The organism is Thermotoga caldifontis AZM44c09 (assembly GCF_000828655.1).
Taxonomy (GTDB): domain Bacteria; phylum Thermotogota; class Thermotogae; order Thermotogales; family DSM-5069; genus Pseudothermotoga_A; species Pseudothermotoga_A caldifontis.
Window position 1 is genome coordinate 1,490,459 of the sequence record NZ_AP014509.1, and the last position, 24,696, is coordinate 1,515,154.

At 54.1% G+C, this 24,696-nt stretch carries 25 protein-coding genes and 1 tRNA gene; 6 read left to right on the top strand and 20 right to left on the bottom strand.

The window, feature by feature from the left end; translation table 11 throughout:
* Positions 1-591, top strand: coding sequence for a bifunctional phosphoribosyl-AMP cyclohydrolase/phosphoribosyl-ATP diphosphatase HisIE (gene hisIE / locus TSP01S_RS07370; protein WP_041077445.1), 591 nt, complete (start codon positions 1-3; stop codon positions 589-591).
* A 3-nt stretch (positions 592-594) separates the two neighbouring features.
* On the opposite strand, the gene TSP01S_RS07375 is transcribed toward hisIE, so the two are convergent.
* Positions 595-1,353 (bottom strand): acyltransferase, encoded by a 759-nt coding sequence (locus TSP01S_RS07375; protein ID WP_041077446.1) that lies wholly within the window; start codon positions 1,351-1,353, stop codon positions 595-597.
* 79 nt (positions 1,354-1,432) lie between these two features.
* Between TSP01S_RS07375 and TSP01S_RS07380 the strand changes: the two genes are divergently transcribed.
* Positions 1,433-4,414, top strand: coding sequence for an SLBB domain-containing protein (locus tag TSP01S_RS07380; RefSeq protein ID WP_041077447.1), 2,982 nt, complete (start codon positions 1,433-1,435; stop codon positions 4,412-4,414).
* 11 nt (positions 4,415-4,425) lie between these two features.
* On the opposite strand, the gene TSP01S_RS07385 is transcribed toward TSP01S_RS07380, so the two are convergent.
* The 11 genes from TSP01S_RS07385 to TSP01S_RS07435 all read right to left on the bottom strand — a co-directional run bounded on the left by TSP01S_RS07385 (position 4,426) and on the right by TSP01S_RS07435 (position 16,002).
* The gene (locus TSP01S_RS07385; RefSeq protein WP_041077448.1) at positions 4,426-6,342 is read right to left on the bottom strand and encodes a GumC family protein; all 1,917 of its coding nucleotides are present in this window, start codon (positions 6,340-6,342) and stop codon (positions 4,426-4,428) included.
* Positions 6,343-6,382: 40 nt separating this feature from the next.
* Positions 6,383-7,255 (bottom strand): acetamidase/formamidase family protein, encoded by an 873-nt coding sequence (locus TSP01S_RS07390; RefSeq protein WP_041077449.1) that lies wholly within the window; start codon positions 7,253-7,255, stop codon positions 6,383-6,385.
* A complete protein-coding gene (locus TSP01S_RS07395; RefSeq protein ID WP_041077450.1) occupies positions 7,233-8,540 on the bottom strand; it encodes a replication-associated recombination protein A in 1,308 nt (435 codons plus the stop codon). The genes TSP01S_RS07390 and TSP01S_RS07395 overlap by 23 nt, the downstream gene beginning before the upstream one ends.
* Complete coding sequence (locus TSP01S_RS07400) at positions 8,537-9,463, bottom strand: SDR family oxidoreductase (protein ID WP_041077451.1); 927 nt, start codon at positions 9,461-9,463, stop codon at positions 8,537-8,539. The genes TSP01S_RS07395 and TSP01S_RS07400 overlap by 4 nt, the downstream gene beginning before the upstream one ends.
* 2 nt (positions 9,464-9,465) lie before the next feature.
* Positions 9,466-9,999, bottom strand: coding sequence for a metal-dependent transcriptional regulator (locus tag TSP01S_RS07405; RefSeq protein ID WP_041077452.1), 534 nt, complete (start codon positions 9,997-9,999; stop codon positions 9,466-9,468).
* Complete coding sequence (locus TSP01S_RS07410; protein WP_041077453.1) at positions 9,986-10,591, bottom strand: uracil-DNA glycosylase; 606 nt, start codon at positions 10,589-10,591, stop codon at positions 9,986-9,988. The genes TSP01S_RS07405 and TSP01S_RS07410 overlap by 14 nt, the downstream gene beginning before the upstream one ends.
* A 130-nt stretch (positions 10,592-10,721) precedes the next feature.
* Complete coding sequence (locus TSP01S_RS07415; RefSeq protein ID WP_231848544.1) at positions 10,722-11,444, bottom strand: hypothetical protein; 723 nt, start codon at positions 11,442-11,444, stop codon at positions 10,722-10,724.
* 94 nt (positions 11,445-11,538) lie between these two features.
* On the bottom strand, positions 11,539-13,986 hold the full coding sequence (gene mutS / locus TSP01S_RS07420; RefSeq protein WP_331708051.1) for a DNA mismatch repair protein MutS: 2,448 nt from the start codon (positions 13,984-13,986) through the stop codon (positions 11,539-11,541).
* Entirely contained in the window at positions 13,983-14,588 is a 606-nt protein-coding gene (clpP, locus tag TSP01S_RS07425; RefSeq protein ID WP_041077456.1) for an ATP-dependent Clp endopeptidase proteolytic subunit ClpP, read from the bottom strand. Before clpP ends, mutS begins: the two co-directional genes overlap by 4 nt.
* Positions 14,545-15,849 carry a trigger factor gene (tig, locus tag TSP01S_RS07430; RefSeq protein ID WP_041077457.1) on the bottom strand — a complete coding sequence of 435 codons (1,305 nt, stop codon included), beginning with the start codon at positions 15,847-15,849 and terminating at the stop codon, positions 14,545-14,547. Before tig ends, clpP begins: the two co-directional genes overlap by 44 nt.
* 79 nt (positions 15,850-15,928) lie before the next feature.
* Positions 15,929-16,002 (bottom strand) — tRNA-Gln (locus TSP01S_RS07435).
* 97 nt (positions 16,003-16,099) lie between these two features.
* Here TSP01S_RS07435 and TSP01S_RS07440 point away from each other — a divergent pair.
* Complete coding sequence (locus TSP01S_RS07440) at positions 16,100-16,801, top strand: hypothetical protein (protein ID WP_041077458.1); 702 nt, start codon at positions 16,100-16,102, stop codon at positions 16,799-16,801.
* 92 nt (positions 16,802-16,893) lie between these two features.
* A complete protein-coding gene (locus tag TSP01S_RS07445) occupies positions 16,894-17,766 on the top strand; it encodes a FlgD immunoglobulin-like domain containing protein (protein ID WP_041078625.1) in 873 nt (290 codons plus the stop codon).
* On the opposite strand, the gene TSP01S_RS07450 is transcribed toward TSP01S_RS07445, so the two are convergent.
* From TSP01S_RS07450 to TSP01S_RS07460, 3 genes are read right to left on the bottom strand one after another with little or no spacing between them, the layout of a single operon-like run.
* Complete coding sequence (locus TSP01S_RS07450; protein WP_041077459.1) at positions 17,714-18,664, bottom strand: radical SAM protein; 951 nt, start codon at positions 18,662-18,664, stop codon at positions 17,714-17,716. The two genes, TSP01S_RS07445 and TSP01S_RS07450, sit on opposite strands and share 53 nt — an antisense overlap.
* Complete coding sequence (gene murA, locus TSP01S_RS07455) at positions 18,657-19,916, bottom strand: UDP-N-acetylglucosamine 1-carboxyvinyltransferase (RefSeq protein ID WP_041077460.1); 1,260 nt, start codon at positions 19,914-19,916, stop codon at positions 18,657-18,659. Before murA ends, TSP01S_RS07450 begins: the two co-directional genes overlap by 8 nt.
* The gene (locus tag TSP01S_RS07460) at positions 19,917-20,489 is read right to left on the bottom strand and encodes a diguanylate cyclase domain-containing protein (protein ID WP_041077461.1); all 573 of its coding nucleotides are present in this window, start codon (positions 20,487-20,489) and stop codon (positions 19,917-19,919) included. It abuts the gene before it with no gap.
* 156 nt (positions 20,490-20,645) lie between these two features.
* Between TSP01S_RS07460 and rpmE the strand changes: the two genes are divergently transcribed.
* Positions 20,646-20,861 (top strand): 50S ribosomal protein L31, encoded by a 216-nt coding sequence (rpmE, locus tag TSP01S_RS07465; protein ID WP_041077462.1) that lies wholly within the window; start codon positions 20,646-20,648, stop codon positions 20,859-20,861.
* Between the two features lie 31 nt (positions 20,862-20,892).
* Complete coding sequence (locus TSP01S_RS07470; protein WP_041077463.1) at positions 20,893-21,249, top strand: S1 RNA-binding domain-containing protein; 357 nt, start codon at positions 20,893-20,895, stop codon at positions 21,247-21,249.
* Here the strand turns inward: TSP01S_RS07470 and TSP01S_RS07475 are convergent, their stop codons facing one another.
* From TSP01S_RS07475 to remA, 5 genes are read right to left on the bottom strand one after another with little or no spacing between them, the layout of a single operon-like run.
* Positions 21,250-22,443, bottom strand: coding sequence for a L,D-transpeptidase family protein (locus TSP01S_RS07475; protein WP_052463551.1), 1,194 nt, complete (start codon positions 22,441-22,443; stop codon positions 21,250-21,252). It lies immediately after the preceding gene.
* On the bottom strand, positions 22,379-23,560 hold the full coding sequence (gene coaBC / locus TSP01S_RS07480) for a bifunctional phosphopantothenoylcysteine decarboxylase/phosphopantothenate--cysteine ligase CoaBC (RefSeq protein ID WP_041077464.1): 1,182 nt from the start codon (positions 23,558-23,560) through the stop codon (positions 22,379-22,381). The genes TSP01S_RS07475 and coaBC overlap by 65 nt, the downstream gene beginning before the upstream one ends.
* A gap of 4 nt (positions 23,561-23,564) precedes the next feature.
* On the bottom strand, positions 23,565-23,795 hold the full coding sequence (locus tag TSP01S_RS07485; RefSeq protein ID WP_041077465.1) for a DNA-directed RNA polymerase subunit omega: 231 nt from the start codon (positions 23,793-23,795) through the stop codon (positions 23,565-23,567).
* Complete coding sequence (gmk, locus tag TSP01S_RS07490; protein WP_041077466.1) at positions 23,792-24,415, bottom strand: guanylate kinase; 624 nt, start codon at positions 24,413-24,415, stop codon at positions 23,792-23,794. The genes TSP01S_RS07485 and gmk overlap by 4 nt, the downstream gene beginning before the upstream one ends.
* A 4-nt stretch (positions 24,416-24,419) precedes the next feature.
* Entirely contained in the window at positions 24,420-24,695 is a 276-nt protein-coding gene (gene remA, locus TSP01S_RS07495) for an extracellular matrix/biofilm regulator RemA (RefSeq protein ID WP_041077467.1), read from the bottom strand.
* Position 24,696: the final 1 nt, after the last annotated feature.

Genomic DNA, 24,696 nt, shown 5'->3' on the forward strand with positions numbered 1-24,696 from the left:
ATGCTGCGGCCCGTCGTGGTCCAGGAGATACACACGAAGGAAGTTTTGATGCTCGCCTACGCCGACGAAGAGGCGTTGAGGTTGACGAAGGAAACGAATTTTGCACATTTTTATTCCAGATCGAGGCAGAGGATATGGAAAAAAGGAGAAGAGTCGGGGAACACGATGAAGGTGGTGAAAATCGTAGAAGACTGCGATGGGGACGCCTTGCTGTATCTTGTGGATTTCCCCCACGGAAAGGTGGCGTGCCACACGGGAAGGAGGAGCTGTTTCTTCAACGTTGTGCACGGAGACGATGCCGGGGAGAACGGCCTTTGGTTTCTCGAAAAACTGTATGGCATCGTCGAGGACAGGAAGAAGAACCCGGTTCAGGGTTCCTACACGGCGAAGCTGTTCGAAGAGGGACTGGATAAGATTTTGAAGAAATTCGGAGAGGAAGCGATAGAGGTGATCGTAGCGGCGAAGCATCAAACGAAGGAGAGATTGATCGAAGAGCTGGCGGATTTGATGTACCACCTCACTGTGCTTTTGAGCGCCGAAGAAATCCGCTGGAGCGACGTGGTGAGAGAGCTAAAGAGAAGATCCAGGTGAGTTTCAGCTTCCTTTGTAATAGCTCTGGTTCTCCAGAAGTTGTTCCGGCGGAACATCCCGGACGACCCTTGCCGGCACTCCCATGACGATCTTTCTGGCTGGAACGTCCTTCGTGACGACGGATCCTGCGGCAACGAGCGCGTCCTCACCGATGACCACGCCCGGAAGGATGGTGGCGTTCGCGCCTATCCTGGCGCCCTTTTTCACGGTGGGACCTTTGAAGTACTTTCTTCTCTCTTCGGTTCTTCCCAGGAAATTGTCGTTGGTGAAGGTGACCTCGGGGGCTATGAAACAGTAATCTTCTATGGTGGAGAGCGCTGTTATGTACGCGTTCGTTTCTATCTTGACATACTCGCCGATGGTCGCTTTGTTCTCCACAGTCGCACCCTTGCCAATGATGGTGAACTGGCCTATCTTTACCTCTTCCCTTATCACGACCAAATCTCCAACAAAAACGTTGTCTTCCAGAACGCTCCCCCTGTATACAACGCTTCCGGCTCCTATCACAACGTTTTTACCGAGGATCAGAGGTGGTAGCTGTTTTTCTTCCGTCACAGCGGACATGGCCGACCTGAAGGGTTTCTTTCCCAGCACGGCGTTGTCGAAGATCACGCAACCATCGTTGATCACAGTGTCTTCCCTTATCACAACGTTGTGACCAATGATCACGTTGTCACCGATTGACACGTTCCGTTCGATGACCACGCCGTGACCAATGCTAACGTTCTTCCCGATCTGAGCACACGGATCGATGTAGCCCATGAACTTCCCTCCAATTCAATTATACGTTTCACATGCTAATATTTTGATGAAAGACGAGCGCGGTGCGGGGTGATGAACTATGAAAAGAGAAATCTTTTCGCTGATTGTAATTTTGATCACGGCATTGTCTTTCGCTTACTCGATCCGCGTGGGTGATGTTCTTGCCGTCGAAGTGCTCGGCTATCAGGAGCTAACGAGAGAATGCTCCGTCGACGTGGAAGGTTGCATCACCTTCCCGCTCGTTGGCAGGGTCAAGGTCGAAGGCATGACGGTGGATCAGCTGACGGAACGTCTGACGGAACTGCTTGGAAAGCACATACCTGAACCAGAGGTTTACATAAGTTTGGTGAAGATTGCTCCGAGGAATGTCTACGTCAGTGGTGTTGTGAACACCGTTGTGGACCTCGGCATGCTGGATCTGACTCTCTCGAAGCTCGTGGCGCTCGTCGGGGCAGATCTTTCCATGGTCGATCTGAGCAAAGTGAAACTGATCCGGGATGGGAAGATTCAGCAGATAGATCTTTCCGGTCTTATCTTCGGAGAGGTGCCCAGCCAGGACGTGTTGTTGAAAGAGAACGATCAGATCGTTCTACCTGAAAAGACTTACGCGGAGATGGTGAAGATCGTTGGAGCTGTGAAAGACCCTGGTGTCTATCCTTTCAAAAAGAACATGACCCTGCTCGATCTGGTATCCGCTGCTGGCGGTATCACGAACGAGGGTTCCGGGAGGATCGTTCTGATCTCAGACAGAGTGGAGGTCTTCAATGAGAAGGACGTTTTCGAAAAGACGATTCTTTTGAAACCCGGCGATACGGTGCACGTTGAAAAGTACACCGAGAGGTTCGCCTACGTGGTCGGCGCTGTTCAAACGCCTGGAATGTACCAGTTTTCACGCGAAGAAACGCTCACACTGAAGAATCTGCTGGCGAAGGCCGGCGGACTTTCACTGGAAAAGAAATTCATCGAGAAAGTGCGGATAGTAAGGCAGGGCGAGATCGTGGGAGAGTACGGGGCGGACATCGTCGATCAGAACGTGCCGATCGAGGTTGGCGATCTGGTTGAGATAAAAGCCTTCGAAGATACAGAAGTTTACGTGCTGGGGTATGTGAGAAATCCGGGTTCTTACAGGATCTCACCGGCCGAGCGCATGACGCTGCAGAAACTCATCTCGCTGGCTGGAGGTCTGAGAGGCAATGCCGAAGAAGTTGAGAAGATCTCGATAAAGCGCGGTGAACAGCGACTCAACCTGGGTGTGGACCAGCTCGATTTCGAGGTCAAACCCGGCGACGTGGTCCACGTGGAAGAGTACGTGCCCAGGAGGGCGTACGTGCTGGGATACGTGAGGAACCCGGGACTGTACACGTTTGCCAAGAAGGAAACGTTCAGTCTGCGCAACTTGATAGCCAAAGCCGGAGGATTCGTTGACGAAAACGATGTGGAATCCATCAGAATAGGCGATCGTTCATTCGCATTCGATGAGGTAATCAACCAGGACGTTCCGCTCGAAGATGGGGCGTTCGTTTACGTCGAAAGGTTCTCGGGAAGGTTCGTCTACATGGCCGGGGACAACGCGAGCAGAAACGGTCGCATGGCGTTCGAACGCGACGAACCTTTCACGCTGCTCACCGCGGTGAAGAAGTACGGTGTGGAAGATCTTTCTTCGATAAAGAAACTCGCACTGTTGAGGGACAGTAAGGAGATTCTGTTCGAACCTTCGACGCTGATCCAGAACGATGTAACTCTTGAAGCCGGCGACACGGTGATAGTCCGCTTCGTGGGATCGAGAAGGGTCTACTTCACAGGTGACGTGTACGGCTACGTCGAGTTCTCGAAGGAGGAGCAGATGGATCTGGAACGGGCGATGGCGAAGTTCGGCAAGGTAGAAAACAGATACATCGAACGGCTCAGGGTGTTCTCCCCGAACGGCCCGATCGAACTCGAGGCGGTCAAACCGCTGGCACTGAACGATGGTGACGTAGTGGAAGTGAAGCTCAGAAAATCCGTGCGCGTTTATGTGGACGGATTCGTCAACGTTCCAGGGAGGGTTGTGTTCGAACCGGACGAGAAGGCAACGGTGGAACTGGCGATCGTCAAAGCGGGAAGTTTCGTAAAAAGTGAGGTTTTCGAACCGAAGGATGTCCTGCTGTTCAGAGACGGCTCACAACAAGAGATCGGGCTGAACGAGTGGGGAACGTTCGCGCTGCAGGACGGAGATTACGTGTTTGTGCGCCGGAAAGAGAAGGTGCACGTGTACGTCTTTGGAGAAGGTGCGAACAACGCACTGGTCAGCTTCGAAAAAGAGCAAGCGCCTACGCTCAGGAACGTGCTCAGCAGAGTGGGAGGTCTGAAGCCTTCCGCGTCGAGGAGGCTGGTCCTGATCTCTCCGGAAGGCACGGTTAGAGAGGTCGAGTATGAAGAAGTGGTGAAAGGCACTGACCTGGTTCTCGAAAGTGGGACGGTCGTGCTGGTTCCCATCGAGACGGAGAACTTCGCGTACGTGGTTGGGGAAGTCGCGAGGCCCGGCGCGTACGAGCTGATCGGGGACGTGGATCTGGTCAAGCTGATCGCGCAGGCCGGTGGACTGAGCAACTGGGCGATGAAAACGAGGATCGTCCTGAAGCGCGGAAATCAGGAATTCACATACGATTTCACTGACCTGTCCATCGTGCAGCAGGTGAAGGTGCTGCCGGGAGACGTCGTGTACGTGCCATCGATTGAAACGAATGTGGCCTACGTTCTTGGAAACGTGAGGAACCCCGGGGTGGTCAGGATCGACAGGTTCAGCACGCTGTTCGATGCAATCATGAGGGCCGGCGGGTTCACGCAGTCTGCTGCGGTGAACAGGGTCTTTCTCTTCAAAGGAGGACTCGAAGGAGAGGTACAGATCTGCGATCTCTCCGGAATAATCATGGGCAAGGGTTCGAGCGTGAACCCGAACGTTTCGCCAGGCGATGTGATCTATGTGCCGAGCAGTCCAGCGGCACAGCTGAGCGACGTGCTCCCGATCGTGAGAGATGTTCTGAGCATAATCGTAACATCGAAGAATCTGTTTGGATGGTGAGGCACAGCCTGTTATGCGACCGAAGCGGAATTTTTCGATGTCAGACCGTTGAGCAAGAAGCCGTGGACCTTTTCCAGGTTGGGAATAAGTTTGAGTTTTTCGCGCGGTGTGTGCTCGAGTCGCACGACCATGTAGACTGTGTCAGATAGATCCATCAGTTCGGCAATGTGCGGTGTTTCCACCGTCGGACCGTCAATGACGATGTGCTGGTAGTGGTCTTTAAGGTCGGTGAGGAGCGCCGGGTTAGACATGAGTTCCAGCAACTTTCTGACATCGTACGTCGAGCCGCTGTGCTCCTCGTCTGTGAACAGGAGTGTTCTACCCTTCTGCGCGAGCAACGAGGCCAGTCGCTGAGAAACGAAAGATTTACCTGCCCCAGCCTCGAGGCTCGTCACGAGGATGGTCTTCCCCGCTCTGACTGCCGCGATAGCTAAAGATTTCTCCACGGCGCGTCGATCTCTGGATATGGGAACTCTTGCGATGATTCTGTCTGCACCCAGCAAGTATTCGGCTTCGCTCTCGAGCTTCACAGTTTTATCGAGGGCTTCCAGCAGGAAGACGAACAGAACTCCCAGAAACAGTCCAAGCACTCCCCCGATCGCGAGCGTGAGCTTCTTGTTCGGTTTCGAAGGTGAAAGAGGAACAACGGCGCGGTCCACAACGCTGAACGTGCCAGCCATAGAAACTTCGGTGATCAGGTTCTGATATTTTCCCTGCAGGAGAGTCGTGTATATGGTCTCTTTCACTCTGTAGTCTCTTTCAAGGTTGATGAGCTCCTGTTCGAGGGCGGGCAGTTTCGAAAGCTCAGCCTGCGCTTGTTCGTATAGCTTCCTGTACGCCTCGTACTGAACCTGATGGACCAGCAGATCGGCCTGAGTTTGAACGTAACTGGAAATCACCTGCTGATACACCGGGCTCAGCGACTTTCTGAGGCGGGAGTTCAAAAGATTTTTGATCTCCTGCTCCAGCTGTTTTTTGACTTCTTCCAGTTCCGCCTTCCTCTGCCTGAGCTCGGCGCTCCCGGCAGGGTACTTCTCTGAAACTCCCGCCATCTCTATCTGGAGTGAAACGAGCTTGCTTTTCAGCTGAGTAACTACAGGATCGAAAGTCACGCTCTCGCCGATGCGCTGAATCTCTGCATCGTACTGCTCGAGTTGCTTTGAAAGAAAAGAAAGCTGTGACGAGAGTTCTTCCAGTGCTATTCTTTCTTCTTCGATGCGCTTCGCCAGCTCAAAAAATCTTTGAACCATTACTTCGCTCTGGGCACTCAGCTGGTAAATCTTGTTCTGCTCCTTGAAAGCTCTGAGCCTCATCTGGGCTTCCTGAAGCTCTTTCTCGAGCCTTGGAATCTGTTCCTCTATGTACGCCCGTTTGACGGCGGTTTGATCCTTGATGACCTGCTCCCTCACTTCTGCGTAGTGATCGATGAGCGCGTTCACGACGTCCGCTGCGAGCTTCGGATCCGTCCAGCTGAACTTCACTTCCAGTATGTTCGTGTTCTTGACCGGATTGATGGAGATGAGATTCTTGCCGACCAGATAGCTGTACAGTGAGAGCTTCAACTGATCGATAGTAAGGCCCTTCTTCAACGCCTTTTCTATGTCTTCCTTTTTCATCATTCTGTTCACCAGGTCGAGCTTTTCTATGACGGGCAGGAGGTTGGTCTTCGACAGCATGACCTCGATCTCTTCCTGAACGCTACCCGAAGTGCCGGTGCCGAGTAAGAGACCTATAGCGGAGGAACCGGAGGCGCTCACACCCGTGGCAGATTGAATCCTCACCTTCGCGACCGCTTCGTACTGTGGTTTCGCGACGAGCAGATAAATCCCGGTGACGAGCAACGTTACAACGAGGACGAGCCAGAAAATCTGCTGCCTTCGTTTGAACATCAAAAGCAGATCGCTCAGAGTCAGTGTCCTTTCTTCCACGCACGTTCCCTCCCGGTGTCTGAGTGACCATCAACGTATTCTACAACAGAAAACTCTTCGGAATCCTCGCCTTCGCTGTCAGGTTCGGATCGACGAGCTGGCTGATGCCCACATCGACGATCAGGCTCGCGAGCATGTAAGCATCTTCGAAGGAAAGTTTCTTCGCCTCGCTGAGCATCTTCACCGCCACACGCGTGGCTTCCTCGCACGCTTCTTCCAGACTCGGTAGAGAAACGAGCACGTAGAGATCTTGGTCTGTCTCCACCATGGGCCATTCGATGGTTCTATCCAGAACGTCAACTCTCACCGTTACGGTCGCTGGAACTTCGCACGCGGACACGCACACCTCACCATCACCCATGACGGCGTGCACATCCCCGAGCGCGAGCAGGGCGCCTTCCTGAAAGATCGGAAGATAGACCTTGCTTCCAGCAGTGATCTGCTTTGTGTCCATGTTGCCGCCGTGTCTGTGTGCGGTGCCGGTGGGAAACTCCTGCCCCTGAGGTGCGACACCGATCACACCGATCATGGGCCTGATCGGGATCGAGAGATCGTTGAAAAGAACGTTTCCACCCCGAATCGGGAGAATCTTCGCCCTGAAGCCTTTCACGACGTCCCTGAGCACTCCGAAGCCCTCTTCGACGACGATCACCCCACGGTCCGAAGAGATCTCTATATCGATGATCTCCACAACGAGCGTCTTTCCAACCTCTGCACCTTGAACGAAGACGGGACCCGTGGCAGGGTTGACCTTGGAAAAATCCAGATTCATCACGTCTTCTTCGTTGCGAATCTGACCACCGAGCGCGTCGAGCGTTTGGAACTGAACAGTTTCACCGGCCTGAACGCTCAGGGCTGGTTTCATGTGCGGGCTGAAGGCGTAGATCACTTCACTCTTCGGCACGATCTTCATTCTGATCTTCCCCCCTGTTTCCCCAGAGCTGTTCCAGTTTCTTCTTTATCAGAGACTCTCTGCCGACGTCCTTCGGTACGTACAGCTTCACGTGCTCGAGGCCTTCGGGCATGTAGCTTCTTCGCACGAAGCCTCCGACATCGTGCGGATACACGTAACCCTTCCCGTAACCCATGTCTTTCATCAACCTGGTCACGGGGTTTCTCAAAAAGAGTGGCACCTGAACGTCTTTCGTCTTCTCCACCAGCTCTTTCGCTCTGCTGAGAGCTTCGTATGCGGAGTTGCTCTTCGGCGCTGTGGCGAGGTAGATCGCCGCCTCGGCGAGGTTCAAGGCGCACTCCGGCATACCGACGTACTCCACCGCCTGCGCGGCGCTGACCGCCATCACGAGCGCGAACGGATCTGCCAAACCCACATCTTCGCTCGCGAGGATGATCATCCTCCTCGCGATGAACATGGGATCTTCTCCCGATTCGAGCATCCTGACCATGTAGTAGAGCGCGGCGTCCGGGTCGCTTCCCCTCAGGCTCTTGATGAAGGCGGACGCCAGATCGTAGTGACTCTCTTCGGTGTAGGCGAGACTTTTCGGCGAAAGCATCGTCAGATCTTCCAGACGTATCTTCCTCACACCCTTGGACAGGGCTGATTCTACGAGCGTTTCGAGCGTGTTCAGCGCGTACCTCGCATCGCCGTTCGCCTCCTTGGCGATGTGAACGAGCACGTCCTCCTCGATCTCGACGTTGTTCTCCGTGAACAGACTGTCCTTCTCGATCGCGCGCTTCATGATCTTCAAAAGGTCCTCCGGCGCGAGGGGTTTGAGCTGTATCACCCTGCACCTTGAAAGCAACGGTGCGATGATCTCGAAGGAGGGATTTTCGGTGGTGGCACCGACGAGCACGATGGTCCCATCCTCCACACGTGAAAGGAGGATGTCCTGCTGCGCCCTGTTGAGCCTGTGGATCTCGTCTATGAACAGGACCGTTCGTCTGCCGTATTTCTTCAGTTCCTGGGCCCTGCTCAGGACCTGTTTTATCTCGGCCGCACCGTGCAGTGAGCCGCTCAGGGAATGGAACTCCGCATCGACGTACTTTCTGATCAGCTCGGCGATGGAGCTCTTACCGCATCCGGGAGGACCGTAGAGGATGCACGAGAAGATGGAACCGGACTCGAGGGCGCGCCGGAGAACACCGTTTCGACCGAGGACGTGGTCCTGACCCACGAGTTCGTCCAGATCTGTAGGTCTCATTCTCTCCGCGAGGGGTTTCGCTCTCTGCGTGGGGATCACCCTCCGGATTTGAAGAACTCCACCGTGAGGGCCAGGCCGGTTCTGAGATCGATCTTCGGTTTCCAGCCGAGTATCTTTTCAGCCTTCGAACAATCGAGGACGCTCTTTCTCAGATCCCCTTTCCTCGGCTCGGTGTACACGGGCTGTTTTGGATAATTCGTAAGCTCGGCGAGCATCCTGAAAAGCTGGTTCACCGTTGTGCCGACGCCCGTGGCGATGTTGAACACTCCGCTCACATCAGGTTTCAAGCACAGAAGGTTCGCTTCCACCACGTCACCGACGTACACGTAATCCCGCACGTGTTCACCGTCACCGAAGATGTAGACGTCTTCGCCCTTCAGCATCCTCGAGGTGAATATGGCAACCACGCCGGCCTCACCGTTGGGATCCTGCCTCGGACCGTACACGTTGCCGTAGCGCAGGGCCACGTAATCTAAACCCTTTTCCTTCTTGTAGAACTCCAGGTACATCTCCACGCTCCTCTTCGCGATTCCGTAAGGAGAGATGGGCCTCGGGAAGACGTCTTCGCTCGTTGGAGTGGGCACATCGTCCCCGTAGATCGCGCCGCCCGTGGAGGAGAAGATGAACTTCTTGACGTTGTACTTGACGCTCTTTTCGAGCAACACCAGACTGCCCATGATGTTGCTCCTGGCATCCCTGACGGGGTCTTTCACCGACACGCTCACGCTCGCCTGCGCGGCGAGGTGGAAGACGTAATCGAAACGATGGAGCATGAAAACGCGTTCCATCATCTCTTCGTCCTCTACACTCTGCTGGTAGAAGAGTGCCTGCCTGTTCAGGTTGTCTATCTTTCCACTGCTGAGATTGTCGACGACAACCACCCTGTGACCGGCACGCAACAACGCGTCGACGAGGTGCGAACCTATGAATCCGGCTCCTCCAGTTACAAGGACGTTCGCCACACTCAGTCACCCTCTTCTTCTTCCTCGGGTTCCCTCTCAAGTGCCTTGAGGTCTTCGAGCACGTCCTCCGGCAGCTCGGCGACGTTGACGAGTTTGCGGCTCTCCTCGATGAATTTCCTCAGCTCCTTCGCCTGGTCCTCTTTGAAATCGATGACGAGCTTGTAGAACTCTTTTATCCTTTCGCGAGTTCTCGCTGTGAGGTAGTGAGACAAATGCCTCGCGAGTTTCTCGGATATGTCCACAGAGATGCCGAGCACGTAATGAAAGAAGTTCTTGATGCGTTTCTGCATCGTGAAGAGGCTCTGGGCTTTTCTCTTACCGCGTGGAGTCAACACGATCAAACCGTACTTTTCGTACTCCACGTAGCCGAGATCAGCCAAACGTCTGACAGCGTTCGTGACGCTCGGAAGACTCACACCAACCTTTCTGGCGATCGTGCTGATCCTCGCCGCCGGTTGCTTCTGCTGGATTTCGTAGATCACGGTCAAGTAATCCTCGAGAGCGGGTGTCAAAATCTTCTTCCTACCCCTGGGCATCGCGATACCTCCCTTTCAGTTCGTCATAGAATTTGCGTACCTTCTTGATGTCCTGCCACGTCAGATCCTTCGGCGAACCTTTCTCCTTCGATGGGTTCCTCAGAAGGTAACTCGGATGGAACATCGGGAAGAGTTTCTTTCCGCCTTTCCACTCGATCTCCTTGCCTCGATAGTCCGTGATCGAAACGTTCTGGTTCAAAAAGAACGAGAGTGCCGTGCTTCCGAGTGGAACGATGATCGCTGGATCGACGATCATGATCTGCGCGTACAGAAAATGTCCACACGCCTTCTGCTCCTGGGCCGTGGGGACCCTGTTGTTGGGAGGTCTGCACTTGACGACGTTGCATATGTAGACATCTTCGCGGCTCAGCTGAACCGATTCGAGAATCTTCGTGAGCAGCTGCCCGGCCTTGCCGACGAAGGGGCGACCCGTTTTGTCCTCTTCTTCGCCCGGTCCTTCACCCACGAACATGATCGGCGCGTAGAGACTGCCCTCACCGACGACCACGTTGGTCCTGCCCTGAGCCAGCTGGCACGCCGTACATTTTTGTACACGCTCTGTCAAAATCTGAATGAGTTCTTCTCTCGTCAAGGTTGACCCTCCACGGTGTGCGGACTCAGAAACTATGTTATAGGCATCGAGCATGCTTCCAAAACACATTGTACCACAAACGGTCCCTCACTTGCTTGGACCGAGGAAGCATCGGAAAGGTTGCCTGGTGTTAACTGTTCTTAAACTTTTCGAGAATCGCCCTTAATACTGTCTCGACGTCTTTCGTTTCGTATATCCTTCCCGCCTTTCGTTTCTTGAACTGCCCGAGCGCGGCGTAGACTTTTTGAACGAGCTTTTTCTTGCAGTACACCCATACCCCCCAGGGCATCCTGCCGATGAGAACGGACAGAGACAGCGGGTACATCGCCACGTCTGCGGCGCACAGAAATTCATCGTCGTCCGCGCACTCGACGATCCCTATTCGCACACCATCGTCCACGATCTGTATCTTCGAAAGCCTCCTGAGAAAACCTTCCTGATCTTTCACCCTGCCTTCGAGGATCAGTTCGAAGACGTCCTCGAGCACGTGACCGCCGAGGAACTTGGAGAGGTACATCAAATCTTCGGAACACGCAGTCCTTAAGAACGCAGTCTCGCTCACCAGCGCGACGGCGAAGCAGAAGAGTACATCCTCTGGAAGTTCGCCCACAAGATCGTACAGATTGAGCACGTTGACGCTCCTCGGTCTGATGTGGGAATAGAACGCGTTCCTGACGAACTCCTCACAGGAGTTGATGTGGTGATCGAAGATGCAGTAGTGATGTACGCGGAATGGAACTTGATCGGGTTCTGAGGTGTCGTAAACGAAGAACAGATGTATCTGGGGCGGAAAGCGGTTCTCGACGGAGAGAAGGTTCATCAGTTTCCGGACCGTCAGGTCCGGTTCGTCCACGTAGATACCCCCACCGAAGAGTGCGTAGCCCCAGTACGCACTCGCGAAGCTGTCCGCATCTGCTTTCCTGTGGGTGAGGTGGAGGAACGGAAAATCACCACAGCGTGGATTGATCTGGATGGATCTTCCTCCTTTTGATCCTTCTCAACCTCTCACTCGAAACGACGCGGAGCCTGCTTTCCAGTTCACTCTTTTCCGATATGGTTTCCAAAACCTCGCGGGCCCTGTCGACGATCTCCTGAGGAAGACCGGCTATGCGCGCGACTTCGATACCGTAGATTTTGTCCGCCACCCCGTCGATCACCCTGTGCAGAAACACGATCGAACCGCCTTCCTCCATGACCTGGATGGTCTTGTTCAGGATGCCTTCGTAGAGGTTCGCCAACTCCGTCAGCTCGGTGAAGTGCGTTGCGAAGATGCACTTGCATCCGATCCTGTTGTGTACGTACTCGCTCACCGCCCACGCGATGCTGATGCCGTCGAAGGTGCTCGTACCCCTGCCCACCTCGTCGAGCAAAACTAAACTGTCTTTCGTTGCGTGGTAGACGATCTTCGCCACCTCGTTCATCTCCGTCAAGAACGTGCTCCTTCCAGCCACAACGTCGTCGCGCACACCCATCTTCGCGAAGACCCTGTCGAAGATGGGCAGCACAGCTTCCTTCGCGGGCACGAAACTGCCCATCTGTGCCATGACCGCGATCAGACCTATCTGCCTGATGAAGGTCGACTTTCCGCTCATGTTCGGTCCTGTCAGGATCACGAAGGAATTTTTTTCGTCCAGTTCTAAATCGTTGGGAACGAAATTCTCCACCTTCCTCTCGACGATGGGATGTCTCGATTCTCTGAGGATCAGTTTGCCGTCCGAAAAGACGGGCCTGACGTAGTTGTACCGAACGGCCGCCATGGCGAGCGAGCACAGCACGTCGAGTGCGGCGAGAACGTCGGCGAGGTGTGCAAGGCGTGGAGAATTCTCTTTGACTTTCAAACAGAGTCCTTCGAACAGTTCCTTTTCTCTCTTTTCCAGTTTCTCCTTCGCGGAGAGTATCCTTTCCTCGAGTTGCTTCAGTTCTTCGGTGACGAACCGCTCGCAGTTGACGAGCGTCTGTTTCCTAACGTAGTCTTTCGGCACCCTCGACAGGTTCGACTTGGTGATCTCTATGTAGTATCCGAACACCTCGTTGTAGCCGATGCGCAGATTGCTTATGCCGGTTCGAATCCTCTCCCTCTGCTCTATCTGCCTCAGAAAGTCTTCGGCGTTGAAGACCAGACTCTTCAGCTCGTCGAGTTCCCGATCGTAACCTGTTCTGATGACCTTTCCCTCTCCAACGTTGACAGAAGGTTCCTCTTCGAGTGCCCTGCCCAGCTCGTCGTGGAGATCTTCCAGACAGTCCATGTCCCACATCGGTTCGAACGCTTCGTTTGTCCGCAACGCGTCTCTGATCGACGGGGCCACGGCCAAGGTTGATCTGACGTGCAGCAAGTCCTTCACACTGGTTTTGTTGTACTCGAGTCGGCTCAGAATCCTCTGAAGGTCCTTCACGGAGGCGAGGTATTCTCTCAGTTCGTTGAGCAAGAGCTGATCTTTCACCAGCGCTTCGACTCTGTCCAATCTCCACTCTATCTTCTGTCTGTCTCTGAGAGGCTGGAGCAACCACTGTTTCAAGAGACGAGCCCCCATGGAAGTTTTCGTGAAGTTCAGCACGTCGTACAGGCTCGCCTGGCCGTTCTTCGCAACGAGTCCGAGCTGTTCCACCGTCGTGGCGTCGAGGAAGACGTATTCGTTCGATCTGAGAGCCTTCGGAGGCTTGAGAAAGATCCGCTCGGACATGAGGGTGTAACGGATGTACCTGACCAGCGCGGCGAAGGCGAGTTTCCCTTCCGAAAGCTCCAGATGATCGACTATGGCGATTGAGAACGCCTGTGCTATATCCTGGTCCGCGTTCGAAGGGTTCAGGTGCCAGTCCTGCAGAGGTTCGAGCACGACGTTCTCCGCGAACTTTCCCTCGAGTTCCTTCCTCAACGATGGTTCGTAGAGCACCTGGCTCGTACCTATCGACCTCAAAAGATCGCACAGTTCGTCCAGATCCTTCGTGGAGGTCCAGAAGGTCTCAGCAGTAGAGACGTCCGCGCCCGCGGCGATGTAGGACCCGTTCTGCCTGCAAACCACAACGAGGTAATTGTTCGAACTTCCTTCGAGGAGTTCCTCCTCGAGCAGAGTTCCCGGTGTGACGATCCTGGTGACCTCTCTGCGCACCAGACCCTTCGCGGTTGCGGGATCTTCCATCTGGTCACATATGGCGACCTTGTAGCCGAGCTGAACGAGTCTCTTCAAATACGAGTTCAACGCGTGGTAAGGAACACCCGCCATAGGTGCTCCCTGTCGCTGCGTGAGAACGATGTCGAGTTTTTCGGAGACGATCTTCGCATCTTCGAAGAAGGCTTCGTAGAAATCGCCCAGACGGAACAGGAGGATCGCGTCTTTGTATTTGGACTTTATCTCCATGTACTGCTGCATCATGGGGGTGAGTTTCAAAGAACTCACCTTCTCTTCGGCTCGATCACCTTGTCTATGAGTCCGTACTGGAGGGCTTCGTACGCGTCCATGAAGAAGTCGCGGTCGGTGTCCTTCTCGATACGCTCTATGGGCTGGCCGGTCTTCTCGCTGAGGATCTTGTTGATGAGGTTCTTTATCCTGAGCAGTTCCTTCGTGATGATCTCGACGTCCTTAACCGGTCCTTCCGCCCCACCCAGGGGCTGGTGCAGCATGATCCTGGCGTTCGGAAGTGCGAAACGCTTCCCTTTCGTGCCGCTCGCCAGCAGGACGGCCGCCATGGACGCTGCCTGACCGACGCATATGGTCACGACGTCGCACTTGACGTACTGCATCGTGTCATAGATCGCGAGTCCGGCCGTGACCGAACCTCCGGGGCTGTTGATGTACAGATGGATGTCTTTGTCGGGATCTTCAGCTTCGAGGAAAAGCAACTGCGCGACCACCAAGTTCGCGGTGTGATCGTCTATAGGATAGCCGAGGAAGACGATCCGGTCCTTCAGGAGTCGAGAATATATGTCGTAGGCACGCTCGTAACGCCCCGTCGATTCAATCACCATCGGTATGAGCTGGGCTGTTGGATCCAGACTCATTCGTGTTCACCTCCTCGGGTTTCACGTCCACGATCCTGCATTTCTCCAAAATTTTGTCCGCGAGTTTCTCCTTGATGAGCTCGTAGCGAACCTCTTCGTAGATGTCCTTTCTGTTTCTCAGAAGCGCCTTCGCGCGCTCCACCGAGATGCCCCATGCGGGTGCGAGCTTTTCGGCCTGCGCCATGATTTCTTCGTCGCTGACCTCAACACCATTCTGCGCGACGGCTTCCGCGATGGCGTACTCGGCTCTCAGTTCGCTCAGATAATAACGCTTCATGGCATCGAGGGCTTTCTGTTCGTCGTTGTCGTAGTCCTTCAAGAGTCTTTCGTACTCCTCACGGTTGGATTTGATGTTTTCGAGCGCGCGCTTCGCGAGTCGTTCGAGGGTTTTGTCTGAGATTTTGAGCTCGCTCGTTCTGATCAGCGTGTCTATGGCCTGGCCTTGGAGGAACCTCTTTATGTCCCTTTCGTAGATTTCGCTTCCCTCTTTTTCGAGCGCCTCTTTGAGTTGCTGGAGCGTTTCGTACTGCGAGCCCACCGTCCTGGCGAACTCATCGGAGATGTCCGGCAGGGTCCTGCTGTTCACCTGAAGGAGTTCTATCCTGTAGTGGTAGGTCTTGCCGTCTTCGAAGGTCTTGTCGAACTCGACCACATCGCCGACCTTCTTACCTACGAGCTCCGTCACAACGGGACGATCGTCATCCTCGTGCAGTACGTACTCGGTCTCTTTCCCGTCCACGAGCACCTTGCCGTCGGTTGAGATCGTGAGCTTCACACGAACGAGGTCCGTGTACTCTGCGGGACCGTCCTTGGGTTGGACGATCGCGTGCTCCTGCTGGAGTTCTTTGAGCCTTTCTTCAACGTACCTCGCCAGCACTGAAGGTTTATCGATTCTCTTCAGTTCGAACTCCTCGAAAGGTTTCAGCTCAACGGCGGGTCTTCTGTGAACCTCTATGACGAACTTCGCGCTGTTTTCGTCCAGCTGGATGTCTACAGGATAGATGGGGAGAATGAGGTCTTCGTCCTTCAGATCTTCTGCGATACGGTTCATGAGTTCCTCGAGCGTTTCGGACTTCAGCGTTTCAGGAAACCTCGCCCGAACGATGAACTCGGGGACTTTTCCTTTCCTGAAACCCGGCACTTCGACGTCGCGCGCGATTCTCTTCAACGCAACAGACTCCGCCGCGCGTTTTTCTTCTTCGCTGAACAGGTATTCGTACGTCACAACGTTTTGATCAACGCTCACGGTGTTCTTCTCCATCGGTCTGCCTCCTCCACACGCCACATTATACAACGACCACAAAAAAGGCGGGCACAGCGTCCCGCCCCGTATCGCTTTCTGGCTGGGAGGGGAGGACTCGAACCTCCACCGGCGGATCCAGAGTCCGCTGTCCTACCTTTAGACGACCTCCCATCGCCGTTGTTATTGTACCACCATTTTTGATTCCTTTCAAGATGTGGGATCGTCCGAAAAGCGGTATAATGGAACTAACCCGAGGGAGGCGAAAGGTATGAAAAAGCTGATGCTCTTCTTTCTGGTTCTCTCCGTTGCAGTGTTCGCGAGCGACTACGCGTTCTACTACGACTGTTCACCCGACAGAGAGACCGCGATCATGGTGACCAACCTGAGCGATGAGAACGCGAGTCTGAGGCTCCTGCTCTTCGACAGCTATGGAAAAAGGTTGTTCCAGCAGATTCAAACTCTCGCACCGTACCAGACGTGGTTCCTGGATCTGACGAGCGCGGTCACTCCGAGCACGACATCGTGGGGCCTCGCGATGCTGCAGTCGGACCAACTGCTGTACGTTCTGGCTCTGTACACAGGCGATGAAAAACTCACTTCCATCGATCACGTGATAGAACCGATCACGATCAGCAGTGACGCGAAGTACTACTGGTACGCGGTGAACTACGTGAATTTCGACACCTGGACAACGTGGGTTGCGATCATGAACCCGAACAAGGTACAGGCAAACGTTGAGATCTACGTTTACGATGGCAAACGGGGTGAAGAGGTGGACGTGCTTTCTGGTACCCTGGAACCCTACGCGGTGGATTACGTAGATCTTACAGATATTGCGGAGGTTGGCAATTTTGGAGTGGTCGATGTGAGATCCAACGTGCCGCTGGTCCTCGCAGTCGAATACTGGAGGGAAGATGAGCTCGCCGAGGTCGACAACGTTGTGGACTGGTACGCCACGACGGGATGGTGAGCGGAAGGTAAACTGGCGAGATCCATTGTAGAATTTAATCGACAGAAAGTGCTTTTCGCGGTGAAGAACGCGTTTGAAGGGGCGTGAGGGTTGTGAGGCGAGCCTGGATTCTGTTGCTGGCGCTCGTTTGTATCGCTGCGTTTGCGGATTATGTCGTGGTGGTCAGGGCGGAACCGCTCAGCTGGGTGTACGTCGATGGGATGTACAAGGGTATGACGAATCTGGACGGAGTCCTCGTGCTCACGTTCCAGAGCGCTGGTCAGTACAGGATCACGGTGACCAAGGCGTTTTATCTGCCCTTCGAAACCGTTCTGGTGGTAACACAGCCCGGCCAGACCATCGTGCAAGTACCATTGAGACGCGCTGGACAGCTGAGGGTCTTTTCGAACGTGTATCCGGTCGAAGTCTACGCGGAAGATCTGTACCTTGGAACGGTCAGGAGCGTGAGAGACACCATCCTGGTTCCGGAAGGCAGTCAGTATCTGACGTTCAAAGCGAGTGGTTATCAACCACAGACGCTGCTCGTGAACGTAGCCTACTCGAGAGAATCCACGGTGAACCTGACACTGATCGAAGAAGCACTCGTCGTGAACCTGAAGGTGGAGCCGAAGACCTTCTCACCGAACAACGACTGGTACCAGGACACGACGACGTTCTACGTGTATCTTTCAAAACCTGCCGATCTGGAGATCCGTGTTCTGGATCGGTCTGGCAGGACCGTGTGGACGAGATCGCTCAAAGCTAAGGCAGGTACGAACACGGTGGTCTGGTACGGTACAGACGTGGAAGACGGCGAATACGTTGTGGAGGCGGTGGCGAGGACGGCTGAGGAGACGTACACCGCGAGAGAGACAGTGCTGGTGGATAGGAGCACTTACACGTACACCAAGGAGAAGATCTTGACCATATCCGCTATCGGTTTGGGAGCGGTTCTGTTGATGCTCTTGATCTCAGCTTCTCGATGACTCTGTAGGTGGAGGCGACGGGTCTGACGGTCACCCTCTTCTTCTCTTCTGTCTGCATCCAGCCGTTCAAACCGAGCTCGAGTGCGTAATCTACGACGCGCTCGTATTCTTCTTTCGTGATCCTTCTTCCTATGACAGGATCGTTCCTCGCTCCGAAGACAGGGTTGTACTGCGACATGATCGCCACCGGAACGGACGGGGACAGGCAGAAGTAGACGAAATCCAGCACGTCTCGAGATCTCGCCACATCGTTGGGCAACACCAGATGGCGCACGATCAAGCCCTTCATCTTTTTTTCATCGAAGGGTCCGACCTGCCGGTGCATCTCGATCAATGCTTTGCTGGCCACGGAGAAGTAGTCGGGAACTTTGGAATATTTCATACCGGTTGCATCGTCGGCGTACCTCAGATCGGCAAGGTATATGTCCACGATCCCTTCGAGCATCCTGAGCGTTTCCAACTTCTCGTAACTGCTCGTGTTGTAAACCACCGGCAGGTTGAATCCCCTCTGCCTCGCGATCCACAGCGCTTCAACTGTGAAGATCAGGTTCGGTGTCGGCGTGACGAGGTTCAAAGTTTTCGCCCCACTCCGTTGAAGGTCCAGAAAGAAATCCGCGAGCTCCTCCACTTCCACCTCAACGCCCAGACCTCTCTGACTGAAGTTCATGTTCTGACAGTAGACACAACGCATGTTGCAACCTGTGAAGAAGATCGTGCCCGCTCCGGTTTCACCGCTGATGGGTGGTTCCTCGCCGAAGTGGAGAACAACGCTGCTCAGCTTTGCAGCGTCACCGACACCACACCGACCGAGCTGGCTTCGACGATCGACACCACATTCAATTGGACACAGTCTGCAGCTGGAGAGATGGCCCTTGAACCATTCGATTCTCTCAACCATTCTGGTACTCCACGACTGCACCGAGTTTTGAGAGTTTTTCCATCAGGTTTTCGTATCCTCTGAAGATGTGATCGATTTCTTCCACCGTTGTCGTACCTTCGGCCATCAAACCGGCGATGACCAGGGCGGCCGCGGCCCTGAGATCCGTGGCGGTCACGATCGTCCCCTGGAGTTTCTCCACCCCGTAAACGATGGCGGTTCCGTCCGTCAACTCTATCCGTGCACCGAGCCTGCGGAGTTCGTCAACGTGCTGAAATCGTGACTTGAACACGGTTTCGACGATCACGGATGTGCCTTCCGCCACGCTCAGGTAAGCGATCATCTGTGGCTGAAGGTCTGTTGGGAAACCTGGATACGGTGTCACCTGAAGCTTGAGTGGTTTCGGACGCTTGTCCATCCGCACCTGAATACTTTCTTTCTCAACGCTCACTTCTGCACCGGACTGCCTCAACGCATCTATGGCGGCCATCATGTGGTCGGGTCGAACGTTCTCTAAGAGCACCTCACCCCGCGTCGCCGCGGCGGCGATCGCGTAGGTACCCGCTTCGATCCGGTCAGGAATGATCGCGTGATCGCACGAAATCAATTTTCCCACACCTTCGACTTCTATTCTGCGGCTCCCTGCTCCGGAAACCTTTGCACCACACTTGACGAGAAAATCTGCGAGATCGACGATCTCCGGCTCCATGGCGGCGTTATCGATGATCGTTCTAGTTCCGTCGAGCAGGGCGGCGGTCGTCATTATGTGTTCGGTCGCACCGACGCTCGGAAACGGAAAAGAGACGTAGCATTCCTGCAACTTCTTTTCTCTCCTGGCCTTGACCACTCCGTGCTCTATCTCTATGGAGAAACCGAGTTTCTGAAGGCCCTCCAGGTGAAAATCGACTGGTCTGACACCGATGGAACAACCACCGGGTAGAGAAACGCAAGCTTCTCCACACTTCACGGCGAGTGGTCCAAGAACGTTGAAGGAAGCTCGCATCTTCCTGACGAGCTCGTAAGGCACTTCTCCCTTCAGATCCGCCGAAGGTTCCACGAGCACCGCGTTCTTTTCGAACCTCACTCCGTAGCCCACGGACCGAAGGATTTCGAGCATCGTGCGTACATCCATCAGATCTGGGACATTACGAACAATGACGGGTTCGTCGAGCAGAATTGTGGCCGCAAGGATTGGCAGCGCCGCGTTCTTCGCCCCCGAAATCTTCACCGATCCCTCGAGCCTCACTCCTCCATGAACGATGAATTTGCCCATTCAGCTGACCTCCGCGTACATTTCTCTCATCATCTCTTCGAGGTTCGAGGCGTCCTCTGGGTAACATCTGAAGGAGATTTTGACCGGAATTGCCAGTTGCTGATCGATGAAAGATTTCATCCTCTCGACAACCTTACGCGTGTTCTCCTTGTTGATCTCTGTGAGCAAAACGGCGAAGGTGTCCTCGCTGAGCCTTCCAATGCTGTCCATGGGCACCCGGACCGTGTTCTTCAAAAGCTTCGCTAAGGCGAGCAGGTTCGCTTCGAAGTTCTCATCTTTCTCCACCAAGCGGACGAGTATCAGACCGTAGCTGCGGTTCTCTTCGAACGCGCGCTGGTGGTAGTAAGCTATCAGCTTGCTGATGTGGTCCGCCGAATACACACGTGTGTAGGGATCGATGATCTTACTCGTTCCGATGTCGCGGACGAACTGATCGTAGAGATCGAACTGCCTTCGAATCAACTCGTTGTACTCCTGGATGAGCTGTTCCATCTGCGCTTCGCGGGATCTGTAGTACTCGAGCTGGTCTTCCAGCATTTTGATCCTCTTGAGAAGTTCTTCTTTTTCCTGCACGAACGTTCCCTCCTTGCTCCTGTACTATTATAGTATCATCGAGGAGCGAAAATTTATGTCGGGAAAGACATGAGTTTGTTCGAAGAAAAATGTTGACGAGAAGGTTTACTGTGGTATCATCTATAGGGTAAAAAGTTCTGGGAGAGGTGAGTCGCGATGAAGAAAGGCATTCATCCGGAGATGAAGTTGCTGACGGTGAGATGTGCGTGTGGTGCGGAGCACAAATTCTACAGCACGAGGGACACGGTCAGGATAGATGTGTGCTCCAACTGTCATCCCCTGTACAAGGGACAGGGAACCACGGGCCTGGTGATAGACACCGAGGGTCGCATCGAGAAGTTCAAGCGTAGATACGAAGGCGTTGAGTATTGATGTTCCATAAATCCTCAGGGAGGGTCAGTTTGTGGTAAAGGTTGGCGACGTCGTGAAGAGCAAGGTCACACAGATAACAAAATTCGGAGCAGTGGTCACACTCGAGAATGGAGAAACCGGGTTCATCCACATCTCTAAGATCGCGAATCAGTACGTGAAAAACGTCGAAGACTTTCTCAAACAGGGTCAGGAAGTCACGGCGAGGGTCATAGGCAAAACGCGCGACGGGAAATGGGAACTGTCACTGAAGGAAGAGAAGAGTCAGGAAGAGCAGAAGGATGCTAAGAAGGCCGAGTTTGAAAAGAAGCTGGCGAAGTTTCTGAAGGACAGCGAGCGGAAGTTCGCGGAGTACAAGAAGAGAGCGGAGAAAAAAGGTGGGAGGTTCTGATCAGAAGTTCCATCTGGTTGGGAACTCTTCCGTATTTCTGACGACAACCACTTTTGTTCCGACATCAATGAAGGCATCGATCGTTTCGATATCCTGATTGAACATGCGGATACAACCGTGGGAGATCCTTTTTCCGATTTCCCACGGTTTTGTTGTTCCATGTATACCGTAGGTGGGGTTAGAGAGCTGGAAGAACCTCGTACCGAGGCCGTTTATCGGAGAACGCGGCGGAATGTATTCTCCAAACCAGTACAGGGCTGGATCGACTTCCTTTTTCGTGATCCAGTACGTTCCTGGTGGAGTCATGTCGCTGCGCCCAACGGCCACCGGGAAAACTTTGACCAAGGCCCCGTTGTAGTACAGAGCGAGCCTGCCAGTTGACGTGTTTATGACTATGGTGGTGAGCGAGGAATCGAAACGCACCCTCGCCAATTTCAGAACGGTACCGGAGAGGATGCGACCCCCATCCGCTATGCCGTTCGCGAGTTCTAAATCCGGCACGGTCAAGCCGTACATGTTGGCGATGGACCACAGCGTCTCACCGGGCTTGACGGTGTGGGTGTAAGGTGGTATTGGTTCGACGCGCATGGGGGCTGTGGAACCCCTGAGCAAATTAACTAAGCCGTGAAAGACGAACACGTCGAGCTTCGTTTCTTTCAACAAACCGTGGGGTAGCTCGAAGGACAGTTTGAGCGTGTGGATTCCATCTTTGGGTCTGTCGGAAGTGTAGAAGTACCAGAAACCGTTGAAAGAAAATTTCTGGAAATTGAGGTTTTGAAATTCGCAACCGAGCGGTTTCCATTCCTCCGGTACTTTCAGAGTGATGTAAAACCTCTGTTTTTCAGGATCCGTGAAGAGGAAGATCTGTGGTTCCTGCCTGTAGGTTGAAAGCTTCAACATCGTCGGCTCAGAACCGCGCATAGGATAGCCCATGACGCTTCGTCCGAAAGTTTCAACGATGATCCAGTCGGTGCGGGACACATCGAACACGACGGAATCGTCCTTCACATCCTTGGCCGTTCTGTGGCCGGTCTGGGTGAAAAGGTACAGTTTTGGTTTTTCTTCCGGTGTGTAGATCGGTCTGACGGAGAGCCCTATCAAGTCCTTTTCGAAGGACCTGACGAACAACTCATGCACGGCCGCAGAGGTGAGCGAGCTCATCAAGAATAGCCAGAGCAACACGATCTTTCGCATCCGGACCCACCCGTTTTCTCGTGCCGTCTCTCCTTATGATCGTCACCTGGTTCTGATCGCTCCCCATGGCCTGCACACTGTTCGCGACGATCATGTCCAGATTCTTTTTCTTCAACTTCTGTTCCGCGTAACTTTCGAGTTCTTCAGTCTCCACGGCGAACCCAACGAGGATCTGTCTGGTCTTCCTCCGGCCCAGCTCTTCGAGGATGTCCTTAGTTTTCACCAACTCTATGTTGAGCTTCTCATCGACTTTCTTCAGTTTGGACGCACTCTTCACCGCCGGAGTGTAATCGGCCACGGCGGCGGACATGATCACAACATCGACGGAATCGAACCGCCGGACCACTTCTTCGAACATCTCCTGGGCGCTCTCGACTTTCACGTACTCCTCAACGAAGAATGGGGGATTCAGGCACGTCGGGCCGCTGATCAGCGTGACCTTCGCGCCGAGTCTGACCGCCATTTTTGCGATCTCGAAGCCCATCTTCCCGCTCGAGCGGTTCGTCACCACACGAACGGGGTCGATGCTCTCCCAGGTCGGACCCGCCGTGACGAGCAGACGGAGACCTTTCAGAGGCTTTTCACTCGTCAGAATGTAGATGGCTTCCTGAACGATCTCGTTCTCCGGGTATCTCCCGCGGCCCACCTCGCCGCACGCCAGATGGCCCTCGGCGGGTTCCAGGACCCACCATCCCATCCGGCGCAGCTTCTCGATGTTTTCCTGTGTGATGGGATTGTCGAACATGCGCACGTTCATGGCGGGCACCAAAAGCTTCTTTTCCTTCGCGTACGCAAGACAGATCATCGTGAGCAAATTGTCCGCGATACCGTGTGCGATCTTCGCAATGGTGTTCGCTGTGGCCGGTGCGACGATCAAAACGTCGGCCCATCTCGACAGATCGGTGTGCGGTATGAAACCGTCCTTTATGTCGAAGGCGTCCCTGTCCGTGTACACCGGACAGCTCCCGACGGCGGAAAAAAGATCTTTGGAAACGAGCTTTTCTGCGCTCTGCGTCATGACGATCCTCAGTTCGTGCCCGTCCTTGCGCAGGCTGCTGACGAGTCCGACAACCTTGTACAACGCGATGCAACCGGTGACACCAACGAGGATCTTCATAAGATCACTTCACGTTGGGAACCAGTATACGCAGGATTTCTTCGTTCCTTATCCTCACGTAGCCCGCCTGGAGTTCCTGGAACGCGATGGAGACGGGGTTGTTGTCCTGAGTCGTGACGTAAGGTTTTGCGTATTCTTTGAGTGCCTCAGCCCTCTTCGCCACGGCTATCGGGATCGCGTACTTGTATGGAATCTTGCTCGACAATCTGTCGTAATGCAAGATCTGCTTGCTCACCGAGAATCACCTCCATCCGAAAAAATCTTGTGCGATCCGAGTCGCTCCATAACCCTCTCAACCTTCAGTTGTTCCGCAACGATTATAGACGTGAGCTGGTCGATCGATTCCTGCAAGTCCACGTTAACTATGAGGTACTGAAACTTCGGGATCTGTTCCAGCTCCCTCTTGGCGTCCTCGAGTCGTTTCATCATGTCCTCCTGCCGTTCCGTGCCGCGTTTCAGCAAACGACGCCTGAGTTCTTCGAACGAGGGTGGGGCGATGAAAATGAACACCGCATCCTTCACCTTCTTCATCACCGTCATGGCACCCTGCACGTCGATGTCCAGTATGACGTTGACACTGTTTCTCAGCTGCTCCTCTACGAACTTCCGCGGTGTGCCGTAGTAATAGCCGTGCACCACGGCCCATTCCAGGAACTCATCCTGTTCTACCATGCGTCTGAAGGTCTGTTCGTCAACGAAAAAATAGTCGCGCCCGTCAACCTCGTTGGGCCTCTTGGGCCTGGTCGTGCACGAAACGGAGAACACCACGTTCTTGACTCTTTTCATCACGCCGTCGATGATCGAGGTCTTGCCCACACCTGAAGGGCCACTTATCACGTAGAGTACTCCCGCCACAGATCTACCTCACTTTGCTCAGAGTTTCTTCGATCTCTATCATGGACTGTTTGAACCTCTGGGCGATCGTCTCCGGCTGGATCGCGCTGAGTATGATGTGGTTGCTGTCGGTGATGATGATCGCGCGCGTCTTGCGCCCGTACGTGGCGTCGATGAGTTTTCCTTCGTCCTTCGCTTCCTCCTTGAGCCTTTTCAGAGGTGCAGATTCCGGGTTCACTATCGCGATCACACGGTCACCCGAGATGACGTTCCCGAAGCCTATGTTGATCAGACCGTACACA